Genomic DNA, 26,237 nt, shown 5'->3' with positions numbered 1-26,237 from the left:
TTATCTATAATTTTGTTAAAGTAAATATATTGTTAAGAATATTCGAAAATATTTGGGGTGATTATAATGGAACTAGGCTTAAAGGGGAAAGTAGCAATTATAACAGGATCGAGTAAAGGTATTGGCTATTATACGGCCATGCAACTTGTTAAAGAGGGTGCTCAGGTTGTACTTTGTGCACGTGGAGAAAAACAGCTACAGGTGGCCGCTGGGTGTATTAAAAATGAAACAGGTGTAGATGTTTTAATTGTTCCAACAGATATTACTAAGGAAAAAGATTGTAAGAATCTAATTGAGCGTACGGTCGAACATTTTGGACATGTTGATATTCTCATTAATAATGCTGGGACAGCTTCAGCAAATCCTTTTGAAACGGTGAGTAGTGAGCTGTGGCAAGCAGATTTAGATTTAAAGGTATTTGGCGCTATACATTGCTCAAAATATGCAGCACCATATATGCGTAAGGCTGGTGGGGGTGCAATCGTGAATGTGACTGCGGTGATGGCTAAGACCCCTCCTGCTAGCTCGCTTCCTACGACTGTCAGCCGTGCTGCGGGACTTGCTTTGACTAAAGCGATGAGCAAGGATTTAGGAAAGGATAATATCCGCGTCAATTCCGTATGTATTGGGCTTATTCGAAGTGATCAAATCGAAAAGAAATGGAAAAAGGAAGATCCAAGTTTATCGTGGGAAGACTATTCTCGTAAAGTAGGGCAAGCTATTCCACTTGGTCGTGTAGGTGATACGCAAGAAGCGGCCAACGTTATTACATTTTTAATATCTGATGCAGCAAGTTATGTTACGGGGACTTCATTGAATATTGATGGTGGATCTGGTCACGCATTATAGAGAAAAATCCACTATACTTCCATTGATAGAATGTGTAGTGGATTTTATGATTATCCTTCTTCATTAATCAGAACATTTTTACCACGCATTTTCATGAACAGTGGTATAAGTAACCACGAAATAGCAGCTACTAAAAATAGTAATGATAATGGCTTTGCTACAAATATAGAAAAGTCACCATTAGATATAGTTAATGCACGACGCATATTATTTTCAATCATTGGCCCTAGTACAAGTGCAAGTACTAAAGGTGCCACTGGATAGTCATTTTTGGCAAATAGATAGCCGAGCACACCACAAGCTAATAATAAAAATAAATCAAAAGTGGCGAATTGTACGGCATACACACCAAAAATTGAAATTGCAACAATAATGGGCAATAAATATTTTTTCGGTGTTTCTATGATTTTTGCAAAGATACGAACGAGAGGCATGTTTAATGCTAATAACATTAAGTTTCCTATAAACATACTGGCAATTAATCCCCAAGCGACTTGAGGATGCTCTTCAAATAATAATGGACCTGGCTGAATATTATACATAATAAGTGCACCCATTAAAATAGCAGTTGTACCTGAACCGGGGATACCTAATGTTAGCAATGGAATCATTGCGCCTCCTGATGCAGCATTGTTCGCTGATTCAGGTCCAGCAACACCGGCAATATGGCCTTTTCCAAACTTCTCAGGTGTCTTACTGAATTTCTTTTCGGTAATATAAGAAAAGAATGAGGCAAGTGTTGCGCCTGCACCAGGTAAAACGCCAATGAAAAATCCTAGTAGTGAACCGCGAGCAATAGGAATAGCGCTTTCCTTTAAATCCTGCTTTGTTGGTAATACACGATTAATTTTTGCTAATTGACCATCTTCTTCATCTCTTTCAAGAATCGTTTTAAATACTTCTCCTAACGCGAATAAACCAACAGCAATTGTTAAAAATTCAATACCCGAGAACAGCATGGGCTGACCAAATGTAAAGCGTTCGATACCAGATACGGCATCAATACCAACTGTCCCGAGCATCAGCCCTAAGGCGGTCATAATTAAAGCTTTTGTAATAGAGCGGCCTGCAAGTCCACTTACTGCAGCAAGCCCTAGTAGCATTAATGAAAAGTATTCTGCTGGTCCAAATTTAAGTGCTAATTTTGATAATGGATTCGCTAATAGTATTAGACCAAGTAATGCTATAACACCAGCACAAAATGAACCAATGGCTGCAATGGAAAGAGCACTTCCGGCACGTCCTTGCTTAGCCATTTGGTAGCCATCCAATGTTGTAACAACTGATGAGGATTCACCAGGTGTATTTAATAGAATCGAAGTTGTTGAACCACCATACATGGCTCCATAGTAAACCCCTGCAAGTAAGATAATTGAGCTCGTAGCGGCGGCCTCCGTAGGTAATCCCGCTGTAATAGTTGCCGTTACTGGGATTAATAAAGCAACGCCGCTCATTGGACCTATGCCAGGAAGGACACCAACCGCTGTTCCAATTATGACACCGACAAGAGCGAATAAAAGATTTTGCCATTGAAAAGCAATCGCAAATCCATCAGCTAAAAATTGCAATGTCGACATATGTTCACTCCTTTACATTAAAAAGTTGGGAAGCTAGGCAATGAACCGCCTAGTAAACTTGTAAATAAATAATAGACACCAAGTGAAAATCCAGCTGCAATAATAATTGAATAAATAAGCTTTGCTCGTTCCATCGTTTGGAAGCTAATACATAAAAATAAAAACGTTGTGATCACATAGCCTATTTTTTCTAGGAAGAATACATAGGCAATCGCACTACCAAAAATGATTAAAAATTTCTTGAGCTCAGTAGAGGAGGTTTTAGAAGGTGCAGTGGGTCCTCCTATGATTCGCTCCCTTACAGCATTTTTCCATGATTCATAAAATAGTTGAAGACTTAATAAACCTAAAATAATACCTAAACCTAGCGGAAATATTTTAGGACCGACTGTAGATCCATAAGCACTATCAGAAATTTGCGTTGCTTGAAATATAAATAAAATGCTAACAGCTAATAGGATAATGCTAAATGTTTTATCAAATGTGTAATTCAATCGTTTACACCTCCGTTGATAATAAATGTAGGTTGCACAAGTAGATCTTATTGGATGGAAATACTTGTGCTCTTTTGCAACACAGTCTATTCTTTACTTTTGCATACCAAGAGCTGTCAGTAGTTCTACGATGATTTTATTTTGATTGTCTAGATATGTGGTAAATTCCTCTGCATTTCGGTATTCTGCTTGCCAGCCATTACGTGTCACCTCAGCTTGCCATTCTTCTGATTCAGACATTGCTTGTAATTTTTCGGACCAGTAGGTAACCGCATCTTCACTCATATTTTTTGGACCAAAAATACCACGCCATATAGTAAATTCTTCATCAATACCAGCCTCTTTAAATGTAGGAACTTCTGCTAGCTCACCTTCTAATCGCTCAGAGGAACTTACGGCTAATACGCGTACATCTCCTGATTTAACATAAGTAGCGATTGTGGAAGCATCTGTTGCTATGACATCAGCGTTACCGCCTAGTAATGCGGTTACAGCTTCACCACCACCATCGTAAGAAACGTATTTAATTGTTTTTAAGTCTATACCGGCTTTATAGGCGGGGATAATCCCCACTAGATGATCCATAGAGCCTGGTGCAGAGCCACCTGCTAACGTAACATCTTTTGGCGAATCTTTTAGGGCATTTAATACATCTTCAAGCGTTTGGAATGGCGAATCCTCTTTAACAACAATTGCACCATAGTCACGCGTTAATTGTGCTAAAGGCGTAGTGTCCTTGTAGCCAAATTTACTATTTCCTTCAGCTTTTTCATGATTAATAAGAATTGGCGGTGATTTAACCATTAACATATAATCATTGCTTGCTTCCTTTGTAGCAAATGTTGCCATAAAGGCAGCGCCACCACCACCAGGCTTGTTTTCGACTTGAATCGATTTATTAATTAAACCTGTATCATTCATTGTTTTTGCTACTGCACGAGCTGTTAAATCCCAACCACCGCCCGCACCTGATGGAGCAACAATGGTAATATTACTTTTCGGATAATTACTTGCTTGCTTTCCATCAGCTGTTTCTCCATTTGATGAAGAACAACCAACTAAACTAGTAAATAGTAAGCCAGCTATCATAACTTTTGAAATCTTCCTCCACATAAAAATCCCCCTTAAAAATAAAATGATAGCGCTATCAATCGAGCGCTATCATAACTATAACTTATATCAGAATTGTTAAAATATTGTGGTGATATTGTGGATTAACGTCATTTTGTGCATAAAGTTTATGAGAAAATAAAGTATCGTCGTTCAGGACGACCAACTGTGCCATAAGTTAGCTCAATATAGGCCTGCTTTTGTGTGACTAAAAATTCTAAATAACGGCGAGCAGTGGAACGACTTACACCAATATTTTTCCCTAACAGTTCAGCTGTACTACCACCTTTCATTGTACTTAAATAGTTGATGACATGATTCATCGTTGTTAAATCAATGCCTTTTGGTAATAGTAGCTGTGTATCTTCAGAGATGGATGAAGTCGCTTTTGGCCAAAGGTATTGAAGCTTTTCTTGTGTAAATTTCTCATTATTTTGGAGTAGTAGATGTTTGTAACGGAATTTTTCTATACTTTCTTTTAATTGATCAAATGTAAATGGCTTTAAAATATAGTCTGTAACATTTTTACGATACGCTTTTTGTACAATGTGAGCCTCTGTGGCAGCAGTAATCAAAATAATGCTACTAGTTGGACTAATTGTATTGATTTTATCGATTAAATCCACACCTAATATATCTGGTAAAAATACATCGAGTAATATTAGCTGTGGTGAAAATGATTGTAGCCAATCTAAAGCTTCTTCTCCAGTGTTTGCACACGCAATTACTGTAAATCCTTCAATTTTATCTAAAAAACGACGATGTACGTCTGCTACACGTACATCGTCTTCAATTACTAGTACTTCGATATTAGTCATTGTTAATAATCCCCCTTTTACTAATAGATACGATAAATAGGGCACCTCCTAAATCGCCTTCCCCAAGAGCGAGTGTGCCATTTAAATCTTGGATGCTGGAAATTACTTTCCTTAACCCATAGCCTCGATGCTTCCTATCTTTTGTTGAAATATTTTCTGAAAACAATACATCTAGTTTTTCTTGTGCTATGCCATTGCCAGAATCCTCGACCTCAAAAATGATTTCTTCTCCATTATCAAATATAAAAAGCCTTACTATAGGCCGTTGCTCTTTATTTTTTTCGACCTCTTCAAAAGCATTGGTTAGTAAATTACCCATAATCGAAATAATAAGGCCTTTTTCTATATTTTCAGGAAAGATATCTAAATAACTATCCTCATCAAATATCAGCTGAATCTTTAATTCACGCGCACGATTAAAAAATCCGATAATTAAACCATTTAAGAATGGGTCTTTAACACGATTTGTAATAAATTGTGTTAAAGAGGAATGTCCTTGTACCTCTTTATGAATAATTGTTAAAGCCTCATCGGATGCATTTAATTGAATAAGGCCAGAAACGGTATAAAGGATATTATTAAACTCATGTGTTTGTGCACGTAAAGCTTCTGTATATTGTTTTACTTGTGATAATTCAATCGCCATTTGCTCAATTTCTGATTGTAGCCGGAAACTTGCTACAGCACCGACAATTTTACCTTTCACCTTCATAGGAACGCGGTTGACAATAATTTCATCACCGTTGACAATCATCAATTTATCAAGCTGTTTTTCACCATTCATCAATACATTCAGTAGATGTGTATTTGGAATATGTTGCTTAATATTATCGCCAATAATAGAAGCAGCATCGGGTAAATTTAAGATATTGGCGGCGGCGTTATTTAACGTTGTAATTTCACCTTTATCATTGACCGTAATAATAGCTTCCCGCACGGATTCTATTAAAGTATTTTTTTCTGTTAATAGATTGGCAATTTCATTTGGCTCCAAATTAAAAATTTGCTTTTTAATATTCCGGGATAAAATAATGGAGCCGATAATACCAATGGTGAGTGCAATAATGATCGTATAAAAAATATTATCCAAGTATAAAAAATATAAGTTATCTAATTCACTCGTTAAATAGCCAATGGACACAACTCCTAAAATGGCTCCATTCGTATCAACGATAGGCGCCTTTCCACGAATAGATTGTCCCATTGAACCATCGGCAATTGAAATATAAGATTCACCGTTGATCAATGCTTTGTCGTTATCATCACCAACCATCGATTTGCCAATACGATCGGCGAGAGGGTGGGTGTAGCGAATGCCATTTTTATCACCGATTACAACATACGTGGCTTTTGCAGCGTCCATAATATCATCGCTAATTGTTTGCAGACTTTTTGATGGGTTGTCAGTGTGAAAGGCTTCTATAACGTCGCCCCTACTAGCGGTTGTTTCCGCCAAGTATAGTGCTCGATTACCAATTTGTGTTTGCAGTGCATCAGAAATCGTTACGTAAAAAAGTAAACCAGCTAAAGTGACGATAAGAAAAATTAAAAAGCTACTGTAATAAGCAAAGCGAGTTTGGAGTTTTAATGTTTTAAGGATAATAGAAGATCCCACCTTATTGTGTATTATGGAAATTATAGTATTGTTTGAGAAATGAGTATCTTTTGTAATTTTCGATTATATATAAAATTTCTGAAATTTGCTAGCTAGTGATGAAAATTTAAAGGCGATAGGTGGTGGATATTCATAATAGGGAAAGAACGCTATTTGAATAGTCCGAGTGACAAATTACCCTAAATATCGATGAAAACACTATATATGTATACATGTGATTTTTGGGAATATGGAACTTAGCTCTTTCTGATGCTGATTATTATTTTTCTAAAATTACAATAGACAGAAAATTCCTACAGATGTAGAATGAACGATATAGGGGGTGAAAAGTAGCGAAATGTTGAACGGAAATTTTGCTGCGCTGTTGTTGAGAGTTGTTCGGATTATTGTTCAAATCGGCATACTGACCATTTTTTATTATATGGGAGTAGGAATTGTTACTTATTTACACATACCGCTTCCAGGAAGTGTCATTGGATTACTGTTATTAGTACTTTCACTCATTTTTAAAATCATAAAGGTTGAATATATTCAAGATGGTGCAAGTTTTTTAATTGGCGTTTTAACGCTGTTTTTCATACCAGCAACAGTGGGCGTTATTGATTACCCAGAACTCATGTCAATCACTGGCTTGCTTATCATTCTAGCCGTTATTGCTAGTACATTAATCTCTATTTATGTCACAGGATTACTGACGCAACTAATTGAGAAGAAAGAATTAAAGAAAAAGGAAGGAACGGAGTCTATTCTTGAAGAAGGAAAGGGTGAGTTAACGGTTGATTGAAGCAATTGTTGTCCTGAGCACCATCATTATGTTCATATTATTTACGAAGCTTTATCAGCGATTTCCGCATCCTATTATGATTCCTTTAGTCACGACTACAGTTGTTAGTGCAGTGATTTTACTAATATTTAATATTCCATATTCTACATATATGGTGGGTGGAGAATGGCTTCAGAAAATGCTTGGGCCAGCTGTAGTCGCACTTGCCTATCCTCTTTATAATCAACGAGCTATTATTATCAAATATAAATATTCTATTTTATCAGGGCTCTTCATCGGCATGGTGACAGGATTAGTGACTATTTTCGTGCTGTTAAAATGGATTGGTGTAAAATCTAGTTGGATGCTGACAGCCTTGCCTAAATCTTTAACGACGCCTGTTGGAATGCAGGTCAGCGAAACAATAGGGGGTATTCCGCCACTAACAGCTGTTTTTGTCATGATAGCAGGGTTTGTAGGAGCTATTATTGGTCCTTTAGTTATTAAATATGGCAAAATCGACTCGGCCGTTAGTAGAGGGGTGGCAGTGGGCAGTGCCTCGCATGGTGTAGGACTTGTGAAATTAAGGGAATATGGAGAACAGGAATTATCAGTTGGTTCATTATCAATGGGCTTAACGGCTATTATTGGGGCATTTTTCTGTCCATTATTTGTGTATTTATTTTTATAAAAATTTTCACTTTAGGAGTTGTCTCAACTGTTTAGAGACAACTCATTTATTTTTTCTCAATAATGAATTGAATGGTATGGGCTAGTCCAGTGTGTAACGCTCCTTCATGGCGTATTTGCTCACCTGTAAAGAAATGGATAATTTTGTGTGGCTCACACCATTGCAGGATATCTTTTGGGTCATATAAAAAATCAAGCTGCTGTGGACCACCAGACGCATAGGCGAGCTGATAAATAGAATATAATTCCATCATAATCCGTCCGCCTTGCTTCACTGAATCGATAATCTTTTGGATGACTGCCTGCTGTTGTTGCAATGGAAAATGACCAAAAACCATAATAGCCGCATCATATTTCTCCACAGGAAGCTCATCCAGTAGTAAATCGGTTAGCCTAGTTTGAACTGACACATGCTGTTTCTGGGCTAATTCTTCTGTTTTCGCAAGACCACTTTGTGCATAATCATAGGCAGTGACAGTATGGCCCTTAGAGGCTAAAAAAACAGCATTGCGCCCTTCACCTTCAGCATAGGCTGCGATATTAGGGGATTCTTTCAAAAAAGATACATAATCTTTAATAAAGGCATTTGGTTGTTCGCCATAAACGTATTCAGATTCTAGAAAACGTTGATTCCATGTATTCATGAATCATTCCTCCTTTTCTCTATTGTAGATAATGTGCATTTGTTATTCTAACTTTTAGCTTATAAAATCAACTAATAAATGCTCGTTGCATATTTAATTGCGATCTATTTTGTAATAAATAATACGGATGATTTTGAAAATCGTTTAAAGAAATTAAGGGAACAGCATCACTATACTCAGGATGAAGTGGTAGAGTATTTATAATATTTCAAGGCAGGCTGTGTCTAAATGTCAGTTAGGAAAAGGTTATCCTGATATAGATAATTTTATTAAATGTGAAAGAGAAATTTTCTAAAGTAGCTACGGTTTTCGTTAAAACAGTTGGAGATTTTTTATGGCATTATTGGTAGTTAGCTTTTCCGATTATATTGATACTAACCTCTGCTTTTTATAAATAATGAAAAAGCTAGCTCTTCAAGAAGAGCTAGCTTTTAAGATTAAATAATAGGTTTTCTTTCTTTAATAACACGAATCGTTTTTAATGTTGAATCCTCTGGTCCCTGAACGGGTAAACCCGCCTCAATATTCATTTGAATATAATGAATATTTTCTTGAGTAATTATTTCCCCGGGAATAAAAATTGGAATTCCAGGAGGATATACCATAATAAATTCTGCACAAATACAGTTATCTGCTTCAGCAAGTGGAACTACCTCAGTATCAGCATAAAATGCATCACGAGGTGACATAGCTAGCGCTGGAATATCTGGGACATTCACGACAGCTTCTGTGATAGCCGCTTCTGAATCAAATGCTTTTGACATACGAGATAATGCATTGACTAAAAGATTAATTTCTTTTTTCGTATCTCCTAATGTCACTAAACATAAAATATTGTAAAGGTCAGACAATTCTACTTCGATATTGGCGTTATAACGTAACCATTCCTCAGCTCTATGCCCAGAAATACCCAAATCCTTGACGCTAATAAGAAGTTTCAAAGGGTCCATATCATAAGTAGCGGATGAATGTAGTTTTTCCTTGCCTGCACATTTTAAATGTGGGATTTGGTTGATTCGTTTACGAGCATCCTTTGCTAAACGTAATGCATCGTCAATTAAATCATATCCGTGAATCGCTAATTGACGTCGAGCTGTGTCAAGGGAAGCGAGCAATGGATAAGATGTTGATGTCGTTGTTAGCATAGAAAAAACAGCTTGTACGCGTTTTGCTGAAACAAGTCCTTCTCGAACATTTAAAATGGACGTTTGTGTCATAGAACCACCAAGCTTATGAACACTTGTAGCAGCCATGTCGGCACCTGCCTCCATTGCTGAATAGGGAAGGTCATCATGGAATTTAATGTGTACACCATGTGCTTCATCTACTACTACTGGAATATCACGGCTATGAGTGATTTCGACAATGCGTTTTAAATCTGCTGTGAAGCCATAATAAGTTGGATTAATAACTAGCACAGCTTTTGTATCAGGATAAGCATTTAATGCTTTTTCGACGGCCTCAGGGGATATGCCATGAGAAATCCCGTATTCACTATCGACTTCAGGATGAATAAAAATTGGAATTGCACCAGCGAAAACTATCGCCGACATAATAGATTTATGGACATTCCGCGGCACTAGAATCTTATCACCTGGACCAACGACGGTCAGAATCATCGTCATGATGGCGCCACTAGTACCTTGAACGGAAAAGAATGTATGATCAGCACCAAAAGCTTCTGCTGCAAGATTTTGCGCTTCTTTAATAGCACCCTTTGGTGAATGTAAATCGTCTAGTGGAGCAATATTAATTAAATCAATTGATAAAACGTTGTCGCCGACGAATTCTCGGAAAGCAGGGTCCATCCCTTGCCCTTTCTTATGGCCTGGAATATGGAACTGAATAGGATGTCTGTTCCGATGTTTAAGTAATACGTCGAACAATGGAGTCTCTAGTTGTGACAACGCAGGTACCACCTCACTTTAAATTATCTAAGAAAACAAATGAATTATAGCACCTAACGACACGAAAAAATAGACTTTTCATAAAAAATAAAAGGATTTTTTAAGGATATCGAGAAATTAATACCGAATGAAGGGGGAGGTATTATGAGTTGGAATACACGGGTGACAGAGCTTTTACAAGTGAAATACCCAATTATTCAAGGCGGTTTAGCGTATTTAGCCTATGCTGATTTAGCGGCGGCTGTGTCGAATGCTGGAGGGTTAGGTCAAATCACAGCTATGAGTTTACGAAGCCCTGACTTATTGCGAGCGGAGATTCATAAAGTACGAACATTAACAGATAAGCCTTTTGGCGTAAACTTTGCTATTGGTATGCATGGTACAGGCTATGAGGAAATGGTTGGCGTTGCAGTGGAAGAAGAAGTACCTGTTGTAACGATGACTGGTGGTAATCCTGCACCCATTTTTGATTTATTAGCAGAAACAGATATTAAAAAATTGGTACTTGTAGCTGCACGTAGACAAGCGCAAAAAGCTGAACAGCTTGGAGCAGATGCTGTAATGGTTGTTGGACAAGAGGGTGGCGGACATCTTGGTAGGGATGATGTAGGTACGATGGTGCTCGTCCCACAGGTTGTTGATAGTGTGAAAATCCCAGTGATTGCTTCAGGTGGAATTGGCGATGGCCGAGGCTGGATGGCTGCCCATGCACTGGGAGCTGAAGGAATTGAAATGGGTACTCGTTTTATTGCAACAAAGGAATGTGTTGATGCTTCCGCAGCTTATAAAGAGGCACTATTAGCAAGCACAGAGGCTGATACGACGATCATAAAACGTACTATCGGTGCACCAGCTCGTGCTTTACGTAATGAGTTTACGGCAAAAATTTTAGAAATTGAAGAAAAAGAGCCAACCTACGAAGCGTTAAAGGAATATATAAGTGGTTCAGCGAATAAGCGTTTTATTTATGATGGTGAACAAGAACAAGGCTTTGGTTGGGCTGGACAAGTGACAGGGATGATTCATGATATTCCTACTGTTGAGGAATTAATCAATCGAATGGTTGCAGAAGCGGAAAGTATCCGGTTAAAATGGGGGCAATAATGTAAAGGTGGTTTTGTCGAATGGAATATTCTTATCCGTTTTCAACAGATTGGTCTACAGAGGAGATTGTGGACGTTGTTCAATTTTTTGAAGGGATTGAACAAGCTCATGAAAAGGGCATCAAGCGTGAGGTCATGATGGCTAAATATCGTCGCTTTAAGGAAATTGTTCCTTCACAAGCGGAGGAAAAAACAATATTTCGTGAATTTGAAGAGGCGAGTGGCTATATAAGCTATCCTGTTGTTAAGCAAACAAAAGAAGCCGCAGATGGTACAATGATAAAAATAGTCCCTAAAAAAAATCGATAAAAAAGTGGATGTGAGAACAACTCACATCCGCTTTTTATTTTTTTGTGTTAAAAAACGACATTTTGCATACACTACTTCAACAAATAACATGAGATTAAAGCTTATTTTAAATCCTTACCAACAATGACGTTGTAAAAAGGTAGTAAGCTGTTGAATGTTTGCTCAGTTAACTGGTGGAATTCACTGGCTGATAATTTTATTGCTTGCTCTTTTGGAATATGACGACCAATTAAAAACTCACCTTTTTTTACATCTCGCAGACGTAAAAGTAGTGCCTCAAGCTTGTCTTCTTTCGCTTCTTCAAGTGAAATGGCCTCTGGGGACATATGGTCACCTGACACAATAAAGTCACCAGGTAGCTGCTCAAATAAGGATTGATGAGCGAGTAAACGTTCAGCCATCACATTTTTTTGAGGAGCTTCATAAATAATAGCTAAGACGATGAATAAATGTGAGTGCCATAGACCAATCTGAAAGTGAGGCAATGATTTATAACCTCTTTTATATGGTGCGAAGGCAACCCAACTATCTTTTGGAGGGTTGACAGTTCTTCTAGCGTGTTTGGCAACATGAGGGAAGAATTCTTCACCTAGCTGGCTTGAGAAATAGGCAGCAAAATCATCACCAAGCTGATGGAATTTTGGGCGTACATGATCGTTTAATGCATCCATTCTTTGTTCTAAACCATCTATTTTAAAAACATTAAAATCTTTGTTTGTCCACTTTATTTTCGGCAATTTTATTTTGCTCCTTTCGTTTTATAAGGTTTATTTTACGCTGATTTTGGGAAAAAATCTTATAACAAGAACTTTATCGAATTTGAAAAGTTTTTGTAAAAAAATTTAAAAAAGGAAGTGTTTTTATGAAACCAATCGTAAAAATTATACGTAAAGTTGACATTGAAAAGCAATATGAACACATTTTACAATTAGAATTAGATTATGAATTAGCTTCGCTTTTTGCAGCGATGAATGAAAAAAATGATATTGAAATTGAAAAAAGTAAAAAACGTCTTGGAGAAATCCAGATGGAACTTGAAAGCTTCCACGCCTATGCGTAATCAAAATCTTATACCCATTTAAAAAATCACTTGCTGAATATTCCGACAGCAGGTGATTTTTATTGTAACAAAGGGTAAAATAGATACTATATCATAGCGTAAAGAATTTCAGTATTTTTTGAAGTTCATGTTGTATATCGCATTAAAGACAATGGACAAGGTAAAATTTATGAATAAAGTGTGAGGAAAGTAAAGGCTTTTTCTTATATTCGAAGGGTGGGTTTTAATTGGATTTACAACAAATGGATGAATTTGCGAAAAGTATAATCTTTGAAGCTGGAAGACGTATTCGAGAAGCTTTTTCGTATAATTTAGTGATCGAGACAAAATCAGGTGCCAATGACCTGGTAACAAATATTGACCGAGAGACCGAGTTATTTTTTATCGACCAAATTAAAGCTTTTAATCCTGCCCACAAAATTTTAGGCGAAGAAGGAATGGGGGAAAAGGTAGAGTCATTAGATGGTGTAGTTTGGATTATTGACCCTATAGACGGCACGATGAATTTTGTTAAACAGCATCGTCACTTTATGATTTCTATTGGTATTTTTATTAATGGGGTAGGTAAGTTAGGGTACATATTTGATGTCATGCGCGAGGATTTATTTTATGCGATTGAAGGCCAAGGCGCGTGGTATAACGATTCTCCACTGCGGAAACTTCAATCTGTTACGATGGAGGAATCAGTCATTGGTATCAATGCACATTGGGTAGCTCCTAATCGACATATTCATCACGAAAAGGTCATTGAGATGGTCCGCAAAGTTCGGGGCACACGTTCATATGGCTCAGCTTGCATGGAAATCGCATTTGTTGTTAGTGGGAAGTTGGATGCTTATGTTTCCATGCGTCTATCACCGTGGGATATAGCAGGTGGTACCATTATTGCTCAAGAGGTTGGGGCCATTGCCACAAACTTGCACGGAGAAGGCTTTGACTTCTTACATCAAGATACTTTTATTATCGCCAATCCTTCCATTCACAAAGAATTATTGGAAAAATATATTGTACCTTATGAATAAAAAGGAGCCGTCTATTTACTAGACAGCTCCTTTTTTTAACTACAGTAACCCTTGCATACGCAGTTTTCGCTTCATTTTAAAGGCTGTCATGAAAATGACACAAGTAGCCACAATACCTGCTATTGCACCAAATACACTACTAGCCGCCACTGAATAGCCAATTGAGCACATTGCTAAAACAGCTGCTAATGCATAAATAGCCATTACGAATTTTGCACGATTCATAGCCTAGCCTCCTATATAAAAAATTTATAATTCATATATATTTTTTAGAATGATGTAAATTCTAATAAGGACATTTCTATCCTTCTTGTGCTATAATATCACAGTTAAACATTCGAAAAAAGAATATGGAGTGGAATAATGACAAACTTACGTCAAGATCTTCGCAATATCGCAATAATCGCCCACGTTGACCATGGTAAAACTACCCTAGTCGACCAATTACTAAAACAATCAGGTACATTCCGTTCAAACGAACGTGTTGAAGAACGTGCAATGGACTCTAATGATATTGAACGCGAACGTGGTATTACGATTTTAGCTAAAAATACAGCAGTAAACTATGAAGGAACTCGTATCAACATCCTTGATACGCCTGGACACGCTGACTTCGGTGGTGAGGTAGAACGTATTTTAAAAATGGTAGACGGCGTTTTACTAGTTGTCGATGCGTATGAAGGTTGTATGCCTCAAACACGTTTCGTATTGAAAAAAGCATTAGAACAACGTCTAACACCAATCGTAGTCGTAAATAAAGTAGACAAAGATTCAGCTCGTCCACTAGAAGTAGTAGATGAAGTACTTGAATTATTTATCGAGTTGGGTGCAGATGACGATCAATTAGACTTCCCTGTTGTTTATGCTTCAGGTGTAAATGGTACAGCTTCTTTAGACGCTGATCCATCTAAACAAGAAGAAAATATGAAATGTCTATTTGAAAAAGTTATTGAATCTATCCCAGCACCAGTTGATAACTCAGAAGACCCATTACAATTCCAAGTAGCTTTACTTGACTATAATGACTTCGTTGGACGTATCGGAATTGGTCGCGTATTCCGTGGAACAATTTCTGTAGGACAACAAGTTGCACTGATGAAGTTAGACGGTACAGTGAAAAACTTCCGTGTAACGAAAATCTTTGGTTTCTTCGGTTTAAAACGTGAGGAAGTAGAGACAGCAAAAGCTGGTGATTTAATCGCCGTTTCAGGTATGGAAGATATCAACGTAGGTGAAACAGTTTGTCCTGTTGAGCACCAAGAAGCACTTACACCATTACGTATCGATGAGCCAACTTTACAAATGACATTCTTAGTAAACAACTCTCCATTCGCTGGTCGTGAAGGGAAATGGGTTACTTCTCGTAAAGTAGAAGAGCGTTTACGTGCTCAATTACAAACGGACGTATCTTTACGTGTTGAAGATACTGATTCTCCAGATGCTTGGACAGTTTCAGGTCGTGGTGAGCTTCACCTATCAATCCTTATTGAAAATATGCGCCGTGAAGGTTTCGAATTACAAGTATCTAAACCTCAAGTAATCGTGCGTGAAATCGATGGCGTAAAATGTGAACCATTCGAACGCGTTCAAATCGATGTACCGGAAGAAAATGTTGGTTCAATTATTGAATCAATTGGTACACGTAAAGGTGAAATGCTTGATATGGTAAATAACGGAAGTGGTCAAGTTCGTTTAACGTTCTTAGTACCAGCTCGTGGTTTGATCGGTTATACGACTGAATTCATGTCGATGACAAAAGGTTTTGGTATTATTAACCATACGTTTGATTGCTACCAACCATTACTACCAGGTAAAATTGGTGGACGTCACCAAGGTGTACTAGTTTCTATGGAAACTGGTAAATCAACAACTTATGGTATGATGCAAATTGAAGATCGTGGTACACTGTTCTTAGAGCCAGGTACAGATATTTACGAAGGTATGATCGTTGGAGAAAATACTCGTGACGCTGATATCACTGTAAACATCACAAAAATGAAACAAAAAACAAACATTCGTTCAGCGAATAAAGACCAAACGAATGTTATTAAAAAACCACGTATTTTATCTTTAGAAGAAGCACTTGAATACCTAGGTGATGATGAGTATTTAGAAATCACACCAGAATCTATTCGTCTGCGTAAAAAAATTCTAGATAAAAATGAACGTGAGAAAGCAGCGAAAAAATTACGTAACGCAGAACAATAATTTTCGCTGACATGAAAGGAAGAGGAGTCTTGGATATTAAGTCCGCTTTATTGGGTGAACTAAATGTTATTCAAGTTGCTGCACAGACAAGTTCCGAGGAAACAACAAGAGTTTTTGGAAGAATGGCGGGTATAACGAGATTTTTATATGAAAATTTACCAAGCTATGAAATTGCAGGCTATGTTGTATTTCTTCTTGTATTTGCACTTTCTGCCATTGTCTATAAGCTAGGCTTTGCCAAGAAATTAAAACTATCTCAAAACATTATTATTTATGCGTTCCTCTTTGTAGGTTGTATCATGCTAACCTTCTTTGCTCTATTCTTGCCAATGATTGAAGGTTTGATTGTAGCCGCCTTAATTTTAATAGTTTATAAAACAAGATTATGGCGTGAAAAAAGAGAAGAGCAACAAGCTGCCAATCAATAAAAGGTAGTACGTATTTTATAATAAGAACTTTTATCGTTTATCAAACAGCCTTAGCGCAATAGTCGCTAAGGCTGTTTTCTTATATAACTAAAAAACTTTTTCAAAAATCCTATTTGGCATAGCTGATCCTACACAATTGTAAAATCAACATAAATTGGTTGGCACCGAATTCTTCTGATGTGAATAAGTTAATGTCGATAGGCTTATTTTCATCACATCAAGGAGGAAAGGGAATGCGTTGGCTTACAAAAGGTTTTCTATTAGGTGTCATTGCTTTGTTACTCCTTTCTTTGACGGCATGTAATAAAGCAGAGCTAGAAAAAGTCAAAGTTGGAGAAGTAACTCGTTCGATATTTTATGCGCCTCAATATGTAGCGCTTGAAAAAGGATTCTTCGAGGATGAAGGTCTTTCTGTAGAGCTACAAACGATAGCAGGTGGCGATAAAACCATGACGGCATTGCTGTCAGATGGTATTGATATTGCTTTAGTTGGTTCGGAAACTTCAATCTACGTCACATTACAAAGGGCGAATGATCCCATTCAGAATTTTGCTCAGTTAACTCAAACTGACGGTACTTTTTTAGTTGCAAGGGAAAAAACGGATAATTTTTCATGGGATCAATTGAAGGGTTCTACATTTTTAGGGCAGCGTAAAGGTGGGATGCCGCAAATGGCAGGTGAATTTGTGCTGAAGAAGCACGGCATTGACCCTGTTCATGATTTAACCCTTATTCAAAATATTGATTTTGCAAATATAGCCACTGCTTTTGCTTCAGGTACTGGTGATTATGTACAGTTATTTGAACCAACTGCTAGCGTATTTGAAAAAGAGGGGAAAGGCTATATTGTAGCATCTTTCGGTACAGAGTCTGGTAATTTGCCTTACACGTCCTATATGGCGAAAAGTAGTTATTTAAAGGATGATGAGAAGACAGTTCAAGCCTTTACAAATGCCTTACAACGGGCACAAGATTTTGTACAGAATGAAAGTGCCGCAGAAGTGGCAAAAATTATTCAACCTTATTTTGAGAATGTAGATGTTGCGGTTATCGAAACAGTAATCGAGCGTTATAAAGCACAAGGCTCCTATGCATCAGACCCTATCCTCGATGAGGGGGAGTGGGATAACTTGCAAACAATTATGGAGGAAGCAGGTGAACTTCCTCAACGCGTGGAGTATGAAAAACTTGTGAACACAACCTTTGCTAAAAAGGCTGCTGAGTAATATGGAATTTTTACAGCTAGAAAATATTCACCATAGTTATTTTTCAAGCACACAGGCAAAGGAAGTATTACGTGATATTAGTTTAGCCATTCGTGAAGGAGAATTCGTGTCGTTTATCGGGCCTAGTGGCTGTGGGAAAACGACCTTATTATCAATAATCGCTGGTTTGTTTCCATCAACTGAAGGCAAGGTCTATATTGATGGTGATGAACTAGCAGCACATAATCAATCAAGCATTGGCTATATGCTTCAGCAGGACTATTTATTTCCATGGAAAACCATTGAAGAAAACGTCACGATTGGTTTGAAAATTATGGAGCGGAGCAATAATTCACATAAAGTAACGGCCAATGCTCTTTTGCAAGAAGTAGGATTACCACATGTGGGGAACAACTATCCACGAGAATTATCAGGAGGTATGAGACAACGTGTGGCACTTGCTCGTACTTTAGCGGTAAATCCTAAAATTTTATTGTTAGATGAACCATTTTCGGCTCTTGATTATCAATCGAAATTAAAGCTTGAGGATCTAGTGGTAGAAACATTAAAGACCTATAAAAAGACAGCAGTTCTTGTGACGCATGATATTGGAGAGGCAATAGCTATGAGTGAGCGTGTCTTTTTATTTTCTGCCAATCCAGGGACATTGCATAAAGTGTTTGAAATACCTGAGGCACTTCGTGAATTATCACCGTTTGATGTAAGACAGCATCCTACCTATGCAGATGTATTCCAAATGATTTGGAAGGAGCTGGAGAGCCTTGGATAACACATTATTTAAACAATATCAGCAAATGTTAAAAAAAGAAAAACGCTTTGTACGGCTGTATCAGCTTATTATTCTGCTTCTGTTCTTTGGAGGATGGGAGTTGCTTTCTAGATTAGAATGGATCGACCGTTTAATTTTTAGTTCACCCACACAAGTCTGGCATACATTTATCGAAAAAGTAACTGATGGAACTTTAACTTTGCATGTTGGTGTGACATTAATGGAGACGGTGATTGGCTTTATTGCGGGGACTTTACTAGGGACGTTCATCGCTATCCTTTTGTGGTGGTCACCATTTCTGTCGAAGGTACTGGACCCATATTTAGTTATTTTAAATGCGATGCCAAAAGTTGCGTTAGGGCCTATTCTTATTGTTGCGCTAGGGCCAGGTTATTTTTCCATTATTGCAATGGGGGCTTTAATTTCTATCATTATTACAACCATTGTGGTATATACGGCTTTTAAAGGTGTCGATCCGAATTATAGTAAGGTCTTACAAACATTTGGTGCATCTAGGTGGCAAATCTTTCGTGAAGTCATCTTACCAGCATCTTTTCCGACTATCATTTCAACATTAAAGGTGAATGTAGGATTATCGTGGGTTGGGGTTATTGTAGGTGAGTTTTTAGTGGCCTCAAAAGGTCTTGGCTATTTAATCATCTATGGCTTCCAAGTGTTTAATTTTAACCTCGTGCTCATGTCCTTGCTCATCATTGCATTTTTTGCAACAATCATGTATCAGGTGGTTGAGTTGATAGAAAAGTCGGTTATTAAAAATAACGGCTAATAAAGAAAAGAGGTGTCTCCCGATGGAGGCACCTCTTTTGGGTTCATTCAATATTAAAATTCTTTATCCATTTGTGGTGAAGTTCTATAAAAACGGAAATTCCCTGTTTCTAATCGTGCAACCGTGTTTTCTTTAATACGATCATGGCAATTTTCACACATATAAGTATGGATTGGACGATTACGTAATTTTTTAGCTAAAGGTAAATTATCGTCTATACTTTGAATCGTATCGCAAATTACGCATTTAACGCGCATTGCATTCCCCCCTATTCAGCGCGAATGGCTATTACGTTTTTAATAGGATTATCAATATTTGAACCATCTCTCATTAATACATGAATGGGACCGTCCTCTAAGAGTGGCTTGCCATCTTGGCTATATTTTAAAATAAGTGTAGATGCTTCTTCAATAGAAAAAGGATATTCCTGACCAGTTTCACATTCAAAGATAATTTTTGTTGCTTCAGGTTTAATTTCAGCATTTTTCAAAAAATGACCTAATTCGATACCAAATGTCCCTGTTTCCATTCCTTTACGGTCAAACTTACGCTCTGATTTTAATGTAGGCGGGAATGTAGCTCCCTCCATAATCTCACGAGACCAGTGAGCACCAACCTCACGCATATATTTGATGTCTGAATCTTCCTTAACATCTTGTGTCGTGAAATATGTTTTTAAATCTAATTTACGATCATCGAAAATCCAAACAGTGGGATCTAATGTTAATTGATATGTTACTGCGCCCTTGATAGGAATTATTGTTTCCATGTTAGAAATCCTCCTCAAATCTTGTATATCCATGACATAGTATAACGCTAATGCCTAAAAATAATAAAGAAATAAAATTTGAATTCGGTATTTTCCAATGAAGACACTTGCAATTTTAACGACTAGAAGATAAACTTTATTAAGATAGAATCGAAGAAATATCAGATAATGGGGGCGTCCTCATGGATACGAAATCACAAACTTCTTTTCAAGAAAAGGCTTTGGAGCTTTTAGTTGCTGATGCAGATAAGATTGCTCGCCTTATTCGAGTACAAATGGATCATTTAACAATGCCACAATGCCCTTTATATGAGGAAGTATTAGATACACAAATGTTCGGCCTGTCTCGTGAAATTGACTTTGCTGTGAAGCTAGGTCTGATTGAACGTGAAAAAGGCAAGGAAATTCTCGATTCACTCGAGAAAGAGCTTTCTGTACTACACGATGCGTATACAGACAAATAAAAAGAAAAACTCAAACGCTTTTTTGCGCTTTGAGTTTTTTTACTAGAACGAGGTTTTTCAGATGAAACAATACTTAAAACGATATGCACAAAATTTTGATTACCCTTTATTTTTTACTGTCCTATTATTGAGCTTATTTGGATTAATCATGATTTATAGTTCAAGTATGATGGTCGCTATTGCACGAGAAGGAGAAGCACCTGATTATTTTTATCGAAAGCAAATCACCAATTTAATAGTGGCCTTTTTAGGTTTTATTGTGGCAGCATTTTTCCCTTATAAGCATTATGCGAATAAGAATATTATGATGTTGCTAACCATCGTATTAGCTGTTCTATTTACTTGGCTAAAGATAGCAGGGCATGGTGCAGAAGATGTAGGGTCACAAAGTTGGATACATGTGCCTGGTTTAGGGAACTTTCAGCCATCTGAATATGCAAAGCTATTTATAATTTTATATTTTGCGGCTGCATTTTATCGAAAATCACAAAAATATACATTTGAAAAACTTCAACCGACAGAAATTTTTTATCCCATTTTTCTATGGATCCTAGTAGTTGCTGGTGTTGCATTCGAAACAGATTTAGGGGCAGTAATCATTTTATGTGGAATTGCCGTATCTGTCGTTGCTTCCAGTGGCATTCCTTTTAAGACGTTTTGGAAATTTTTTGGTGTGTTGGCAGCATTCGGTGCAGCAATTCTTGGTATACTTTTGTTATTCAAGGGAGAACTATTAACGGAGAACCGAAAAGGGCGGATTTTATCTTATTTAAATCCGTTCGAGTATGAAAATGGTAGTGGTCACCAAGTGGCCAACAGTTATTATGCAATTGGCGGAGGCGGTTTAGAAGGTAGAGGGCTTGGTCAATCCATTCAAAAATTAGGATATTTACCTGAACCACAAACAGACTTTATTATGGCTATAATTATGGAAGAATTAGGCATTTGGGGAGTTATCATTGTCCTGACTGGTTTAGGGTTTATTGTATATAAAGGCTTTTCTATTGCATTGCGAACAAAGGATCCAATGGCACGCATGATTGCGGCTGGTATTGCGAGCTGGATAGGCTGGCAATCGTTTATCAATCTTGGGGGTGTAACCGGGTTAATCCCGTTAACCGGTGTAACGTTACCTTTTATAAGCTATGGCGGTACATCTATAATCATTCTATCTTTAGCGATGGGAATATTAATCAATGTTTCTATGTTTGAAAAGGTAGAGAGGAAAAAAACAGAATCATAAAGGGGGATACCTATGGAATCAATCAACAAAATCCTTGTAGCCAATCGAGGAGAAATTGCAATTCGTATTTTCCGTGCTTGTACGGAGCTGAATATCCAAACTGTTGCTATCTATTCAAGAGAAGATAGTGGAGCTTTTCATCGCTTTAAAGCCGATGAAGCTTATTTAGTGGGAGCGGGCAAGAAACCAATTGATGCTTACTTAGATATTGAAGGTATTATTGCCATCGCAAAAGATGCAGATGTTGATGCGATTCACCCAGGGTATGGTTTTTTATCTGAAAACGTTGAATTTGCACGTCGCTGTGAAGAAGAGGGTATTATCTTTATTGGACCAACTTCTCAGCATTTAGATATGTTTGGGGATAAGGTTAAAGCACGTTCGCAGGCGATTGCGGCTGACATTCCTGTTATTCCTGGTACAGATGGCCCTGTAGCCAATTTAGCAGAGGTAGAGGCGTTTGCTAGCACTGTTGGCTATCCAGTTATGATTAAGGCAGCGCTTGGCGGTGGTGGTCGCGGTATGCGTCTTGTACATGCAGCTGAGGAGCTTGCATCAGCCTATGAACGTGCAAAATCAGAAGCAAAAGCTGCTTTCGGCTCTGATGAGGTGTATGTAGAAAAGGCCATTATTAAACCTAAGCATATTGAAGTGCAAATTATTGGTGACCAGCAGGGCAATATTGTGCATTTATATGAACGTGATTGTTCAATCCAACGTCGTCACCAAAAGGTAGTTGAGATTGCTCCTTCTCATTCGATTTCCGAAGAGTTAAGAAATCGTATTTGTACTGCTGCTGTGAAAATAATGAAGAATGTCTCGTACATAAATGCAGGGACAGTGGAATTTTTAGTCGCAGGGAACGATTTTTATTTCATCGAGGTAAACCCTCGCATTCAAGTAGAACATACGATTACAGAAATGATTACAGGTGTAGATATTGTTCATACCCAAATTAAGGTAGCAGCAGGTTATGCTCTGTTTAGCGAAGAAATTCATATGCCGAAGCAAGAAAATATGCCAATGATTGGCTATGCGATTCAGGCACGTGTAACAACAGAGGACCCTGCTAACGACTTTATGCCGGATACAGGAAAGTTAATGGTTTATCGCTCTAGTGGTGGCTTTGGAGTCCGTTTAGATGCCGGCAATGGTTTCCAAGGCGCAGTTGTCACACCATACTACGATTCCTTACTCGTAAAAATCTCTACATCTGGCATGAACTTTAAAGAAGCTGCTGCGAAAATGGACCGAAATTTAAAAGAATTCCGTATTCGCGGCGTCAAAACGAATATTCCGTTTTTAAATAATGTTGTGACACATGAGAAATTTTTATCTGGTGCTTTTGATACAAGCTTTATTGACACTACACCAGAGCTGTTCCATTTCCCAGTACGTCAGGACCGTGGGACAAAGCTGTTAAGCTATATCGGTAATGTGACGTTAAACGGATTCCCTGGTGTGGAAAAGCAATCAAAGCCAATTTTTGTTCAACCAAATATTCCTAAAATAGACCGTTTAATTGTGCCACCAGCTGGTACGAAACAAATTTTAGATACCGAGGGTGCAGACGGCTTAGTGCAATGGATTTTAGCCCAAGATGATGTGCTATTAACAGATACTACTTTCCGTGATGCTCACCAATCACTTCTTGCTACTCGAGTACGCTCGCATGATATGTATCAAATTGCAGATGCAACAGCTCGTATGATGCATCAATTATTCTCTTTGGAAATGTGGGGCGGTGCTACGTTTGATGTGGCGTATCGCTTCTTAAAGGAGGACCCATGGGAGCGTTTAGCAAAGCTACGTGAGCAAGTGCCAAACGTGTTATTCCAAATGCTGTTGCGTGGTGCTAATGCTGTAGGTTACACGAACTATCCTGATAATTTAATCCGTGAATTTATCGCAGAATCAGCTGCATCAGGTATTGATGTATTCCGTATTTTCGATAGCCTGAACTGGATTAAGGGAATGGAAGTAGCTATAGATGCAGCCCGTCAATCAGGAAAAATTGCGGAAGCGGCAATCTGTTATACAGGCGACATTTTGGATGATACTCGTGCGAAATATTCTGTGCAATATTATAAAGACATGGCCAAAGAACTGGAGTCATCTGGTGCCCATATTCTAGCTATTAAAGATATGGCTGGTTTATTGAAGCCTGAAGCAGCGTATCGTTTAATTTCCGAGTTAAAAGAGACGACAAGTCTGCCAATCCATTTGCATACCCATGACACTAGTGGTAATGGTATTTACTTATATGCTAAAGCCATTGAGGCAGGTGTTGATATCATTGATACAGCATTAGGGTCCATGGCGGGTCTCACATCTCAACCAAGTGCAAATTCACTTTACTATGCCATGAAGGGTAGTAAGCGTGAGCTACGTGCAGACATCGATGCATTGGAAAGATTGTCTTATTATTGGGAAGATGTGCGTAAATACTATAAGGATTTCGAAAGTGGCATGATCAGCCCGCATTCTGAAATTTATGTACATGAAATGCCTGGTGGACAATATAGTAACCTACAACAACAAGCAAAAGCTGTTGGTCTTGGCGATCGCTGGGAAGAAGTCAAACGTATGTATTCCCGTGTGAACCTATTATTTGGGGACATTGTTAAAGTAACACCTTCTTCAAAGGTAGTAGGGGATATGGCACTCTTTATGGTACAAAATGATTTAGATGAAAACACTGTATTAACAAGGGGCAAAACGATTGATTTCCCAGACTCTGTTATTGAATTATTCCAAGGCTATCTAGGACAGCCACACGGTGGGTTCCCTGAGGCATTGCAACAAGTAGTGCTAAAAGACCGTAAAGCTATTACGGTTCGACCTGGTGAGTTATTAGAGCCTATTCAATTTGAACAATTGGAGGCAGTGCTAGAGGAAAAATTAAATCGACCGGTGTCGAAAAAGGATGTATTGGCATATGCGCTTTATCCAAAAGTTTTTGAAGAGTATGCGAAAACGGCAGAATCCTTTGGCAATATTTCAGTTCTTGATACGCCAACATTCCTTTATGGCTTAAAGCTTGGCGAAATCATTGAAGTTGAAATAGAAAAAGGAAAAACGCTCATTATTAAACTGGTCTCTATCGGCGAACCACAACACAATGGAACGCGTGTCCTGTACTTTGAGCTAAATGGTCAATCCCGTGAATTGGTCATTCAAGATATGACAGTAGAGGTAGATGGCAATTTATCATTAAAGGCAGATTCAAGTAATCCAAATCAAATTGGTGCTACAATGCCTGGTACTGTATTGAAGGTCGTTGTGTCCAAAGGAAGCCCTGTCAAACGTGGTGATCACCTATTGATCACAGAGGCAATGAAAATGGAAACGACTGTTCAAGCACCAAAGGATGGTATTATAAAAGAGGTTTATGCTAGTGCAGGAGATGCTATTTCAACAGGTGATTTGCTGATTGAAATTGAATAACTGGTAGTGAAAACAGGGTATGTAGATGCATTTTTAACATCTACATACCTTTTTTATTGTGGAAATGAGAAAAATTGCATAAAATTTGATTAAGTGATCAAAAAAATATTTGAATAATCAAATGGAGAGTTTATGGAAGCTAATAAAAGTACCTTTATTCAGGAAGCAAGGAAACAGCAAATTATTGATGCGACTATAAGGACTTTAAGTGAAATTGGCTATGTAAAGTCGAGTTTAGCCCAAATTGCAAAACGTGCTTCCATCAGCACAGCTTTAATTTCGTATCATTTCGCAGATCGACAAGATTTAATTGAACAAAGTCTGCAAGCACTGATTGAGCAATCGGCTACATATATTTTGACGAAAACATATGCTGCGGATGAACCAGCTTCGCAATTAGCTAATTTTATTGAGGCGAGTATTGCTTATCAAGCAACACACCCAGAAGAGAATATAGCGCTACTAGAAATTGTTTTTAATGCTCGTACTGCAGATGACATTCCTTTTTATAAATTGCCAGATGATGGAGAGGATCCTTTGTTAAAAGCCTTGTGCAACATATTAACGAAGGGAAAGGAACAAGGGAGATTTACTATCACTTCGGTCCATGTAATGGCAAAGGTTATTCAAGGAGCAATTGGGGAGTATATGTTAATTGGGGGACCACTTTCTATAGAAGTAGAACAATATAGTGCAGAGGTCATCAACATCATCTGGTCAGCCATGAAAGTAGAGGAAACTAACAATGCTTAAAGCTTTATTTAATTGGATGTTTGTCATTGGTTTGATCCTATTAGGCGGCCGTCTTGTAACGGCAATTTGTCGATATTTTGACATTCCATTTACAACATTCTTTAAAGACTACGCCCTAGTATCTATGATTATTTTAATAGTAGGAATTATAGGAACTGAATCTATGAAGAAACAACGATAAG

General features: G+C 37.8%; 28 protein-coding genes. 17 read left to right on the top strand and 11 right to left on the bottom strand.

Annotated elements, in window-relative coordinates:
• Positions 1–66 precede the first annotated feature (66 nt).
• Complete coding sequence (locus C9J29_RS02130; protein WP_107921530.1) at positions 67–849, top strand: SDR family NAD(P)-dependent oxidoreductase; 783 nt, start codon at positions 67–69, stop codon at positions 847–849.
• A 50-nt stretch (positions 850–899) separates the two neighbouring features.
• On the opposite strand, the gene C9J29_RS02125 is transcribed toward C9J29_RS02130, so the two are convergent.
• The 5 genes from C9J29_RS02125 to C9J29_RS02105 all read right to left on the bottom strand — a co-directional run bounded on the left by C9J29_RS02125 (position 900) and on the right by C9J29_RS02105 (position 6,463).
• Entirely contained in the window at positions 900–2,426 is a 1,527-nt protein-coding gene (locus C9J29_RS02125; RefSeq protein ID WP_089985249.1) for a tripartite tricarboxylate transporter permease, read from the bottom strand.
• Between the two features lie 17 nt (positions 2,427–2,443).
• The gene (locus tag C9J29_RS02120) at positions 2,444–2,920 is read right to left on the bottom strand and encodes a tripartite tricarboxylate transporter TctB family protein (RefSeq protein WP_008174008.1); all 477 of its coding nucleotides are present in this window, start codon (positions 2,918–2,920) and stop codon (positions 2,444–2,446) included.
• Between the two features lie 93 nt (positions 2,921–3,013).
• Positions 3,014–4,033: a Bug family tripartite tricarboxylate transporter substrate binding protein gene (locus tag C9J29_RS02115; protein ID WP_089985253.1), complete on the bottom strand. Its 1,020-nt coding sequence runs from the start codon at positions 4,031–4,033 to the stop codon at positions 3,014–3,016.
• A gap of 125 nt (positions 4,034–4,158) precedes the next feature.
• Positions 4,159–4,848, bottom strand: coding sequence for a response regulator (locus C9J29_RS02110; protein ID WP_008174005.1), 690 nt, complete (start codon positions 4,846–4,848; stop codon positions 4,159–4,161).
• A complete protein-coding gene (locus C9J29_RS02105) occupies positions 4,841–6,463 on the bottom strand; it encodes an ATP-binding protein (protein ID WP_170844069.1) in 1,623 nt (540 codons plus the stop codon). The genes C9J29_RS02110 and C9J29_RS02105 overlap by 8 nt, the downstream gene beginning before the upstream one ends.
• Positions 6,464–6,800: 337 nt before the next feature.
• Between C9J29_RS02105 and C9J29_RS02100 the strand changes: the two genes are divergently transcribed.
• Together C9J29_RS02100 and C9J29_RS02095 are read left to right on the top strand one after the other, a co-directional pair.
• Positions 6,801–7,247 (top strand): CidA/LrgA family protein, encoded by a 447-nt coding sequence (locus C9J29_RS02100; RefSeq protein WP_089985255.1) that lies wholly within the window; start codon positions 6,801–6,803, stop codon positions 7,245–7,247.
• Positions 7,240–7,917 carry an LrgB family protein gene (locus tag C9J29_RS02095; RefSeq protein WP_008173999.1) on the top strand — a complete coding sequence of 226 codons (678 nt, stop codon included), beginning with the start codon at positions 7,240–7,242 and terminating at the stop codon, positions 7,915–7,917. The genes C9J29_RS02100 and C9J29_RS02095 overlap by 8 nt, the downstream gene beginning before the upstream one ends.
• A gap of 46 nt (positions 7,918–7,963) precedes the next feature.
• Here the strand turns inward: C9J29_RS02095 and C9J29_RS02090 are convergent, their stop codons facing one another.
• Both C9J29_RS02090 and C9J29_RS02085 read right to left on the bottom strand, forming a co-directional pair.
• Complete coding sequence (locus C9J29_RS02090) at positions 7,964–8,560, bottom strand: class I SAM-dependent methyltransferase (protein WP_089985257.1); 597 nt, start codon at positions 8,558–8,560, stop codon at positions 7,964–7,966.
• A 437-nt stretch (positions 8,561–8,997) separates the two neighbouring features.
• Positions 8,998–10,467, bottom strand: coding sequence for an aminotransferase class I/II-fold pyridoxal phosphate-dependent enzyme (locus C9J29_RS02085; protein WP_036123694.1), 1,470 nt, complete (start codon positions 10,465–10,467; stop codon positions 8,998–9,000).
• 144 nt (positions 10,468–10,611) lie between these two features.
• On the opposite strand from C9J29_RS02085, the gene C9J29_RS02080 reads away from it, so the two are divergent.
• Both C9J29_RS02080 and C9J29_RS02075 read left to right on the top strand, forming a co-directional pair.
• The gene (locus C9J29_RS02080) at positions 10,612–11,571 is read left to right on the top strand and encodes an NAD(P)H-dependent flavin oxidoreductase (RefSeq protein ID WP_090001968.1); all 960 of its coding nucleotides are present in this window, start codon (positions 10,612–10,614) and stop codon (positions 11,569–11,571) included.
• Between the two features lie 20 nt (positions 11,572–11,591).
• Positions 11,592–11,879: a UPF0223 family protein gene (locus C9J29_RS02075; protein ID WP_008173990.1), complete on the top strand. Its 288-nt coding sequence runs from the start codon at positions 11,592–11,594 to the stop codon at positions 11,877–11,879.
• A gap of 101 nt (positions 11,880–11,980) precedes the next feature.
• Here C9J29_RS02075 and C9J29_RS02070 read toward each other — a convergent pair whose 3' ends face one another.
• Entirely contained in the window at positions 11,981–12,616 is a 636-nt protein-coding gene (locus tag C9J29_RS02070; protein WP_107921529.1) for a YktB family protein, read from the bottom strand.
• 125 nt (positions 12,617–12,741) lie between these two features.
• Between C9J29_RS02070 and C9J29_RS02065 the strand changes: the two genes are divergently transcribed.
• Together C9J29_RS02065 and C9J29_RS02060 are read left to right on the top strand one after the other, a co-directional pair.
• On the top strand, positions 12,742–12,939 hold the full coding sequence (locus C9J29_RS02065; RefSeq protein ID WP_008173987.1) for a hypothetical protein: 198 nt from the start codon (positions 12,742–12,744) through the stop codon (positions 12,937–12,939).
• A 227-nt stretch (positions 12,940–13,166) separates the two neighbouring features.
• Positions 13,167–13,961 (top strand): inositol monophosphatase family protein, encoded by a 795-nt coding sequence (locus C9J29_RS02060; RefSeq protein ID WP_008173986.1) that lies wholly within the window; start codon positions 13,167–13,169, stop codon positions 13,959–13,961.
• A 39-nt stretch (positions 13,962–14,000) separates the two neighbouring features.
• On the opposite strand, the gene C9J29_RS02055 is transcribed toward C9J29_RS02060, so the two are convergent.
• Complete coding sequence (locus C9J29_RS02055) at positions 14,001–14,186, bottom strand: DUF5325 family protein (protein ID WP_008173985.1); 186 nt, start codon at positions 14,184–14,186, stop codon at positions 14,001–14,003.
• Between the two features lie 138 nt (positions 14,187–14,324).
• On the opposite strand from C9J29_RS02055, the gene typA reads away from it, so the two are divergent.
• The 5 genes from typA to C9J29_RS02030 all read left to right on the top strand — a co-directional run bounded on the left by typA (position 14,325) and on the right by C9J29_RS02030 (position 19,379).
• Entirely contained in the window at positions 14,325–16,169 is a 1,845-nt protein-coding gene (typA, locus tag C9J29_RS02050) for a translational GTPase TypA (RefSeq protein WP_008173982.1), read from the top strand.
• 29 nt (positions 16,170–16,198) lie between these two features.
• On the top strand, positions 16,199–16,597 hold the full coding sequence (locus C9J29_RS02045) for a YlaH-like family protein (protein ID WP_025113802.1): 399 nt from the start codon (positions 16,199–16,201) through the stop codon (positions 16,595–16,597).
• A gap of 233 nt (positions 16,598–16,830) precedes the next feature.
• Entirely contained in the window at positions 16,831–17,823 is a 993-nt protein-coding gene (locus C9J29_RS02040) for an ABC transporter substrate-binding protein (RefSeq protein ID WP_043989678.1), read from the top strand.
• 1 nt (position 17,824) lies between these two features.
• On the top strand, positions 17,825–18,592 hold the full coding sequence (locus tag C9J29_RS02035) for an ABC transporter ATP-binding protein (RefSeq protein WP_008173976.1): 768 nt from the start codon (positions 17,825–17,827) through the stop codon (positions 18,590–18,592).
• The gene (locus C9J29_RS02030) at positions 18,585–19,379 is read left to right on the top strand and encodes an ABC transporter permease (RefSeq protein ID WP_036123716.1); all 795 of its coding nucleotides are present in this window, start codon (positions 18,585–18,587) and stop codon (positions 19,377–19,379) included. The genes C9J29_RS02035 and C9J29_RS02030 overlap by 8 nt, the downstream gene beginning before the upstream one ends.
• 53 nt (positions 19,380–19,432) lie before the next feature.
• Here C9J29_RS02030 and C9J29_RS02025 read toward each other — a convergent pair whose 3' ends face one another.
• Positions 19,433–19,636 carry a YlaI family protein gene (locus C9J29_RS02025; protein WP_008173973.1) on the bottom strand — a complete coding sequence of 68 codons (204 nt, stop codon included), beginning with the start codon at positions 19,634–19,636 and terminating at the stop codon, positions 19,433–19,435.
• A gap of 11 nt (positions 19,637–19,647) precedes the next feature.
• A complete protein-coding gene (locus C9J29_RS02020) occupies positions 19,648–20,148 on the bottom strand; it encodes a molybdopterin-binding protein (protein WP_008173970.1) in 501 nt (166 codons plus the stop codon).
• A 182-nt stretch (positions 20,149–20,330) separates the two neighbouring features.
• Here C9J29_RS02020 and C9J29_RS02015 point away from each other — a divergent pair, with 182 nt between their 5' ends.
• The 5 genes from C9J29_RS02015 to C9J29_RS01995 all read left to right on the top strand — a co-directional run bounded on the left by C9J29_RS02015 (position 20,331) and on the right by C9J29_RS01995 (position 26,236).
• Positions 20,331–20,612 (top strand): Fpa/YlaN family protein, encoded by a 282-nt coding sequence (locus tag C9J29_RS02015; protein WP_004224778.1) that lies wholly within the window; start codon positions 20,331–20,333, stop codon positions 20,610–20,612.
• Between the two features lie 61 nt (positions 20,613–20,673).
• Positions 20,674–21,855 carry an FtsW/RodA/SpoVE family cell cycle protein gene (locus tag C9J29_RS02010; RefSeq protein ID WP_008173966.1) on the top strand — a complete coding sequence of 394 codons (1,182 nt, stop codon included), beginning with the start codon at positions 20,674–20,676 and terminating at the stop codon, positions 21,853–21,855.
• A gap of 12 nt (positions 21,856–21,867) precedes the next feature.
• Positions 21,868–25,302 (top strand): pyruvate carboxylase, encoded by a 3,435-nt coding sequence (pyc, locus tag C9J29_RS02005; protein WP_090001958.1) that lies wholly within the window; start codon positions 21,868–21,870, stop codon positions 25,300–25,302.
• Between the two features lie 132 nt (positions 25,303–25,434).
• Positions 25,435–26,055 (top strand): TetR/AcrR family transcriptional regulator, encoded by a 621-nt coding sequence (locus C9J29_RS02000; protein ID WP_008173962.1) that lies wholly within the window; start codon positions 25,435–25,437, stop codon positions 26,053–26,055.
• Positions 26,048–26,236: a hypothetical protein gene (locus C9J29_RS01995; protein WP_008173961.1), complete on the top strand. Its 189-nt coding sequence runs from the start codon at positions 26,048–26,050 to the stop codon at positions 26,234–26,236. Before C9J29_RS02000 ends, C9J29_RS01995 begins: the two co-directional genes overlap by 8 nt.
• Position 26,237: the final 1 nt, after the last annotated feature.

The organism is Lysinibacillus fusiformis (assembly GCF_003049525.1).
GTDB lineage: Bacteria > Bacillota > Bacilli > Bacillales_A > Planococcaceae > Lysinibacillus > Lysinibacillus fusiformis.
Note: the sequence above shows the minus strand (reverse complement) of the source record. Positions and strands in the feature narration are given on the sequence as shown.

Bases quoted from the DNA above. Each gene is read 5' to 3' on its own strand.
- C9J29_RS02025 (WP_008173973.1), bottom strand. From the start codon at position 19,636: ATGCGCGTTAAATGCGTAATTTGCGATACGATTCAAAGTATAGACGAT.
- C9J29_RS02075 (WP_008173990.1), top strand. From the start codon at position 11,592: ATGGAATATTCTTATCCGTTTTCAACAGATTGGTCTACAGAGGAGATT.
- C9J29_RS02125 (WP_089985249.1), bottom strand. From the start codon at position 2,426: ATGTCGACATTGCAATTTTTAGCTGATGGATTTGCGATTGCTTTTCAA.
- C9J29_RS02080 (WP_090001968.1), top strand. From the start codon at position 10,612: ATGAGTTGGAATACACGGGTGACAGAGCTTTTACAAGTGAAATACCCA.
- C9J29_RS02065 (WP_008173987.1), top strand. From the start codon at position 12,742: ATGAAACCAATCGTAAAAATTATACGTAAAGTTGACATTGAAAAGCAA.
- C9J29_RS02090 (WP_089985257.1), bottom strand. From the start codon at position 8,560: ATGAATACATGGAATCAACGTTTTCTAGAATCTGAATACGTTTATGGC.
- C9J29_RS02015 (WP_004224778.1), top strand. From the start codon at position 20,331: ATGGATACGAAATCACAAACTTCTTTTCAAGAAAAGGCTTTGGAGCTT.
- C9J29_RS02115 (WP_089985253.1), bottom strand. From the start codon at position 4,033: ATGTGGAGGAAGATTTCAAAAGTTATGATAGCTGGCTTACTATTTACT.
- C9J29_RS01995 (WP_008173961.1), top strand. From the start codon at position 26,048: ATGCTTAAAGCTTTATTTAATTGGATGTTTGTCATTGGTTTGATCCTA.
- pyc (WP_090001958.1), top strand. From the start codon at position 21,868: ATGGAATCAATCAACAAAATCCTTGTAGCCAATCGAGGAGAAATTGCA.
- C9J29_RS02020 (WP_008173970.1), bottom strand. From the start codon at position 20,148: ATGGAAACAATAATTCCTATCAAGGGCGCAGTAACATATCAATTAACA.
- C9J29_RS02130 (WP_107921530.1), top strand. From the start codon at position 67: ATGGAACTAGGCTTAAAGGGGAAAGTAGCAATTATAACAGGATCGAGT.
- C9J29_RS02000 (WP_008173962.1), top strand. From the start codon at position 25,435: ATGGAAGCTAATAAAAGTACCTTTATTCAGGAAGCAAGGAAACAGCAA.
- typA (WP_008173982.1), top strand. From the start codon at position 14,325: ATGACAAACTTACGTCAAGATCTTCGCAATATCGCAATAATCGCCCAC.
- C9J29_RS02040 (WP_043989678.1), top strand. From the start codon at position 16,831: ATGCGTTGGCTTACAAAAGGTTTTCTATTAGGTGTCATTGCTTTGTTA.
- C9J29_RS02055 (WP_008173985.1), bottom strand. From the start codon at position 14,186: ATGAATCGTGCAAAATTCGTAATGGCTATTTATGCATTAGCAGCTGTT.
- C9J29_RS02010 (WP_008173966.1), top strand. From the start codon at position 20,674: ATGAAACAATACTTAAAACGATATGCACAAAATTTTGATTACCCTTTA.
- C9J29_RS02100 (WP_089985255.1), top strand. From the start codon at position 6,801: ATGTTGAACGGAAATTTTGCTGCGCTGTTGTTGAGAGTTGTTCGGATT.
- C9J29_RS02110 (WP_008174005.1), bottom strand. From the start codon at position 4,848: ATGACTAATATCGAAGTACTAGTAATTGAAGACGATGTACGTGTAGCA.
- C9J29_RS02035 (WP_008173976.1), top strand. From the start codon at position 17,825: ATGGAATTTTTACAGCTAGAAAATATTCACCATAGTTATTTTTCAAGC.